Source organism: Promicromonospora sp. NPDC050880, assembly GCF_044456525.1.
Classification (GTDB): Bacteria; Actinomycetota; Actinomycetes; order Actinomycetales; family Cellulomonadaceae; genus Promicromonospora.
Genome location: NZ_JBITFV010000019.1, coordinates 29,852 through 34,880 on the forward strand (window position 1 = coordinate 29,852; position 5,029 = coordinate 34,880).

Sequence of the window (5,029 nt, forward strand, 5' to 3'; positions counted from 1 at the left end):
TGCGTCCGTCGGCTGCGTCCGTCGGCTGCGTCCGTCGGCTGCGTCCGTCGGCTGCGTCCGTCGGCTGCGTCCGTCGGCTGCGTCCGTCGGCTGCGTCCGTCGGCTGCGTCCAGCGTGCCCACGAGCGGCGGTACTCGCCAGCGCGGGTCCGGGCCGCCCGGCAGGCCGGAGGAATCAGGACCGCGCCACTCCACTCGTGGTGGTCGACCTAGATCGGGCAGAGCCGTACGTTTCCCCCATGAACGAGCGTTGAGGCGCTGAACTGGTGCGTTGCACCGTCAAGGCTCCCGATGGGGCACCACTGGGGATTCGTCGATCGGTTGCCGGTTCTGTCGGTCATAGCCAACAGGCGTGACGGACACCAGATGAGACGCGTTGGCCGTCTGCAGAGCTGGCGCCCTGCAGGCACGGAATATCCAGGTCCCGGAGGGCCGACATCCTGGGCCGCGCCACTTGACCGGCTCCCAGCGGGTCGACCCGGACCGCGGCGCCGCCGGCTCCAGGCAGCACCGACGGGTCCGACTCGTCGGTCTCGGCGATCGTCCGGGCATGTGCCTGCGCGGCAGCGAAGTCCACGGGAGTCACCGTGTCCCTGGCCGGTCCCGGTCGCTCGCTCCCGGCACCGGACCACGGGTGTACCGGTGCTTGACACCGCGCGAGAAGTACTCGGGGTCGCCGGACCGTCTGAGGTCCACCTGAGGTGTCTGACAGGCCGACGGGACGTAGTGCGCGAACTCGCTGTTGAGCCGCAGGAGCTCCGTCCGGATCGAGTCGGCCACCAGCCGCTCGCGGTCCGCGGAGGGTTCTGCTCCGTCGGCCAGCTCCACCACCACCGTCAACCGGCGGTCACGGTCGGTGTCCTCGACCGTGTCCAGCACGAACCGGCCGGTCGTCCAGTCGCTGACGGGTGCGCGCTCCAGGCCGACGGTCACGTTCTCCGGGTAGATGTTGGCACCGAAGTACGAGACGGTGAACAGGGACCGCCCGAAGACGTACACGAAGGGCAGCTCCGGGCCGGGACCCGGGTCGAACCCCGCGTCCCGGCACCGTCCGAGCAGCTCGTCGTACGGGTAGAGGCCGCCCTCGTCGGCGATGTGGTACCGCACCAGCGGAACGGTCCCGTCCGCGCTGAACACGAGTGTGCCGTCCGGCCCGGCCTCGAACTGGCGCGCGGCCGGGTCGTACTGCAGGAGGGTCGGGAGGCGGGACCGGCCGAAGAGCTCCGACGCGATGTCGGGGCGTTCGGCTGCGAAGCGCCGGATCCGGACACTGAGGGGGGTCTCGTTGGCCAGTACTCCGGCGTCGGCCGTGCCGTACAGGGACGCGATGCCGGTGGCCGGGTCCCGGATGCCTGCCCGGTGGCCAACGAGGTCGCGCCACTGCTCACTGAACACCTCGCCGGCCAGGACCAGCCTGATCCGGTACCTCGACCAGTCGACGCCGCGGGCAGACCCGGCGTCGATCACGTTCTTCACGAACGGCGGGTAGCCCAGCAGGACCGTCTGGTCGTACTGCCCGGCGAGCTGGTCGACGACCCGGAGGATCTCGTCGACGTCGTTGCCCGGCGTCGCGAGGGTGATCGGGTAGCCCTTGGCCGACAGGTGGCGGCCCGCCGCCACGGTGTACATGCCCCCAACCCAGTTGCCCAGCGCGAAGCAGACCACGGCGAGCGTGCTGCGGCGGGCGGCGTCGAAGCCGTCGCGGAATACCTGCTCGAACCGCTCCGCGACGGTGCGCTCGTCGAGGGCCGAGCGCGGCCAGACGGTCGGCGCACCGGACGAACCGGACGAGAGCGCGACGGCGACGGCGTCGGCGAGCCGCCCGTACCGGCAGCGGTCTGCGAGAGGGTAGCGGTGGTGATAGTTCTCCTTCGTCGTCAGGGGGATCTGGGACGGGTCGCGGACCGAGGACGGGTCCAGGCCCAGCTCCCGCAGGAACGCCGGGTAGGCGGGCACGGTCTCGACCGCGTCGTGGAAGAGGGCGAGGACCGGGTCTGTCGTCGTGCGGCTCACGGCAGGTCCACCTCCTGGGCGGTGACGTGGCGGCAGCCGGTGAGCGGCTCGTCCGGCCGGCGTCGGAGGTCGGTGTCCAGGTGACGGGCCCTGGTCGTCGCTCGGGCCATCACCGAGGTGAGGACGGTGTACTGCACGAGGTGTTGCATCTGACGCTCCTGTGACGAGAAGGGTGGCCCAGGCTCGGGACGACACCCAGGACACGGCAGACCGGTCGACACACGGTCGACATCACGTCGATGCGGTCCGACCGTTGCCGGAGGTGCCGACGGCTCGGAGCCGTCGGCACCTCCGGTGTGTCACGCGACGGGCGCGGTGCGTGTCACGCCCAGGGCTGGAACGGGATCCCGGCCGGCTTCATCTGCTCGAGCCAGAACTCGAACTCCCAGTCCTTGATCTTGATCGCGGCCGAACCGAAGTCGGCGTTCACGAGGCGGTCGCGCAGCCAGGTGCTGGGCCAGTGGTTCCAGTCGATGATCGGGGGCTGACGCCAGGTGCGGTAATGGTTCTCCGGCGGGTCGTCGTTGCTGTTGGCCCGGCGGAAGACGTGGGTGGAGACACCGTCCTTGTGGTAGACGATCTTGGGGTGCTCGCCGAGGAAGAGGACCTCCGAGCGGGGCCAGGTCAGGGACGAGTTGTGGTGGGTGACGGACACGTACTCGACCCGGGGGTTGGTGGTGCAGCCCTGCGGCCCGCAGGTGTGCTTGACCCAGACCACGACGTGCTCCCAGTCGTGGCGGTGGCCGGACGCCCCGCCACCGTGCGCGGCCTGGTCCTTCTCGAAGTAGCTGGCGTACATGAACGCGCACCAGCCGTTGTTGCACTTGGCGCGCGAGTAGGTCTGGGTGTTGTCCAGGTCCCACCAGTCGCGGCACTGCCCGTTCATGTCTCCGCCGATCCCGAGACCGGGCGCGATCGTGCCGTCCGGGCCGATGGCCGGTGTGGGGTAGCAGCCGTCGGTGTCGTAGTCGTAGATCGGTGAGAAGGCGGTGTCCCAGTCCCCGGCGCTCTCCGGCAGCGCCTGCGGCGGGTCCGCGTGCGCCGCGGTGGCCGGGAGGACGAGCGCGAGCAGGGTGGTCATCATGATCGCGGTGAACCGCACGCCCGCGGGCCGTTCGGGCCGGTGCGGCCGTGACGCCGCACCCGATCCCGGTGCGGGTCGATAGATCTCTGGCATGGAGTGCCTCTCGAACCGTGGCACGCCCCGTAGGGGCGCGTCCGTCCTGGTCCCGTGACAGCGGGACGGCGCCTGTCCGGCGCCGGGAGCAACACTGGCGCCGCCCGGTCGACGACCTGTCGACAGGTGCACCGACGGGGCGCGCGGACCGTGGGCAGCGTGTCGACACCGTGTCGACCGGACGTCGATACGCGGGGTGGAGGGTCGGGAGCGTCACTTTCGATCGAAGAGGAGTACCCCATGTCCATCAACCGCCTCGATGCCGCGACGCTGCGCGCGGAGCTCGACGGCAGCCTGTTCCTCCCCGGGGAGGACGGCTGGGACGAAGCACGTCAGGCCTGGCAGCTCACCGTCGACCAGCGCCCCGAAGCGGTCGTGGCGGCCGCCTCCGTGCGTGACGTGGTCACGACCGTCGACGCCGCCCGTACCGCGGGCCTGCGGGTGGCCGCCCAGTCGACCGGCCACAACGCCGGCCCCCTCGGGCCACTCGCCGGCACGGTGCTCCTGCGCACCTCCGGGCTGACCGGCATCACCGTGGACCCCGCCGCGCGCACGGCCCGCGTGGAGGCGGGAGTCGTGTGGGGCGACGTGACCGCCGCCGCGGCCCCGTACGGCCTGGCGGGTCTCGCGGGTACGGCACCTGACGTCGGCGTCGTCGGCTACACGCTCGGCGGCGGCATGTCCTGGCTGGGACGCACCCACGGCGTCGCCGCCAACCACGTCGTGTCGGCCGACGTCGTGACCGCCGACGGCGTCCGGCGGCACGTCGACGCCCGGAACGAGCCCGAGCTGTTCTGGGCGCTGCGCGGCGGCGGCGGCAGCTTCGCCGTCGTGACAGCCCTGGAGATCGGCCTGGTGCCGGTGCCCGACCTGCACGGCGGCGCCCTGTTCTTCCCCCTCGACCAGGCAGCCGAGGTGCTGCAGACCTGGCAGCGGTGGACACGGGTCGTCCCGGACGCGATCACCTCGATCGGCCGGCTCCTGCGCTTCCCGCCCCTGCCCGAGATCCCCGAGCCCGTGCGCGGACAGTCCTTCGTCACGATCGAGCTGGTCTCGCTCCTGGGGCGGGAGGCGACCGACGAGGCCCTCGAGCCCCTGCGCATCCTCGGCCCGGTGATGGATACCGTCCACCCGTCGGAGCCTGCCGAGCTGGCCGCCATCCACATGGATCCGCCCACTCCGGTGCCGGGCACGGGGGACGGCTTCCTCCTGACCGACCTGCCCCTCGAGGCCCTGGACGCCTTCCTGGCGGTCACGGGGCCGGGCCAGGACTTCGGGTTGCTCAGCACGGAGATCCGGCACCTCGGCGGGGCCTTCTCCCCCGACACGGCACGTGGCGGCGTGGTGTCCGGGTTCGCCGCCGGGTACGCGATCTTCTCGGCCACGATCACCCCGGACGAGACCGCCGTGAAGGCCACCCACATCGCCCTGGACCGGCTGCGCGACATGCTCCGCCCGTGGACCGCCCCGGTCTCGTACCTGAACTTCGCCGAGCGTCCCGGCGGTGCGCCGTTCGCGCACACGGCGGCGCTGCACCGCCTGCAGAGCATCAAGGCTCTCTACGACCCCGCGGACATGATCCGCGCCAACCACCCGGTCAGCCCCGCCCAGGGCTGAACCGTCCCGACCGCCTCGTCGGTGCCGGGGGCTCTCAGCGGGGTGACCGCACCTGGCGAGGCATGGGCCGGCAGGTAAGGGATGACCTGCCGGCCCGGGGGCGGGCCGGGCGCCCCCCCCCCCCCGCGCCCCCCCCCCGCCCCCCCCCCCCGCCCCCGGGCCGGGCCCCCCCCCCCCGCCCCCGCGCCCCCCCCCGCGCCCCGCCCCCCGGGGGGGGCCCCAC

General features: G+C 72.4%; 4 protein-coding genes. 1 reads left to right on the forward strand and 3 read right to left on the reverse strand.

Translation table 11 applies throughout. From position 1 onward, the window contains the following. Positions 1 to 581: 581 nt before the first annotated feature. The 3 genes from ACIBBF_RS22355 to ACIBBF_RS22365 form a co-directional block, all read right to left on the reverse strand. The gene (locus ACIBBF_RS22355) at positions 582 to 2,012 is read right to left on the reverse strand and encodes a phenylacetate--CoA ligase family protein (RefSeq protein ID WP_397417750.1); all 1,431 of its coding nucleotides are present in this window, start codon (positions 2,010 to 2,012) and stop codon (positions 582 to 584) included. After that, positions 2,009 to 2,161 carry a hypothetical protein gene (locus tag ACIBBF_RS22360; RefSeq protein ID WP_397417752.1) on the reverse strand — a complete coding sequence of 51 codons (153 nt, stop codon included), beginning with the start codon at positions 2,159 to 2,161 and terminating at the stop codon, positions 2,009 to 2,011. The genes ACIBBF_RS22355 and ACIBBF_RS22360 overlap by 4 nt, the downstream gene beginning before the upstream one ends. A 173-nt stretch (positions 2,162 to 2,334) precedes the next feature. Continuing rightward, positions 2,335 to 3,189: an NPP1 family protein gene (locus ACIBBF_RS22365; protein WP_397417754.1), complete on the reverse strand. Its 855-nt coding sequence runs from the start codon at positions 3,187 to 3,189 to the stop codon at positions 2,335 to 2,337. Positions 3,190 to 3,429: 240 nt separating this feature from the next. On the opposite strand from ACIBBF_RS22365, the gene ACIBBF_RS22370 reads away from it, so the two are divergent. After that, positions 3,430 to 4,806, forward strand: a complete 1,377-nt coding sequence (locus tag ACIBBF_RS22370; RefSeq protein WP_397417756.1) for an FAD-binding oxidoreductase — start codon at positions 3,430 to 3,432, stop codon at positions 4,804 to 4,806. Positions 4,807 to 5,029: the final 223 nt, after the last annotated feature.